2 protein-coding genes are annotated in these 414 nt (G+C 65.9%); both read right to left on the bottom strand.

Annotated elements, in window-relative coordinates; translation table 11 throughout:
• Nucleotides 1-229: hypothetical protein (locus AC1U89_RS24905; protein ID WP_479902288.1), on the bottom strand; the 229-nt coding region annotated here is incomplete at its 3' end.
• Nucleotides 226-414, bottom strand: a 189-nt coding sequence (locus AC1U89_RS24900; protein WP_479902287.1) for a hypothetical protein, incomplete at its 5' end; no start/stop codon positions are given. The genes AC1U89_RS24905 and AC1U89_RS24900, both read right to left, overlap by 4 nt.

Below are 414 nucleotides of genomic sequence, written 5' to 3'. Positions count from 1 at the left end.
GCTCCATTGCCTCGACGAGCAGCTTCGCCCAGCACACCGCGCGGAGCTGGCGCTCGTCGCCGTTGTAGGGAAAGCGGTGGGGACCGACCTGCAGGGTCGTGTCGGTGATTTCGATCTCGCCGGCTTCTTCGTCGTGGATGAAGTCGACGCGGAGGAAGCCCTCGAGCTTCGCGCCGTGCGGGCCGGCGAAATTGGCGTCCAGGGTGACGCGGTGGCCGGTGCCGATCACGATTGCACCTCCTGATTCGCACGGGCGATGACCGCGCGCGCGGCGGTGTACTGCGTGTAGTGGTCCGGGTCCCAGCCGAAGGCAGAGCAGATGGTCACCCAGACCTCCGCCATGTTCTTGAGAGAGTCCACCAGGTCGCGGAGCAGGTTTTCATGCCCGGCCTGGCGTTCCACTGCTTGCTCTGT

This window comes from Caulobacter sp. 05T431 (assembly GCF_056665975.1).
Note: the sequence above shows the minus strand (reverse complement) of the source record. Positions and strands in the feature narration are given on the sequence as shown.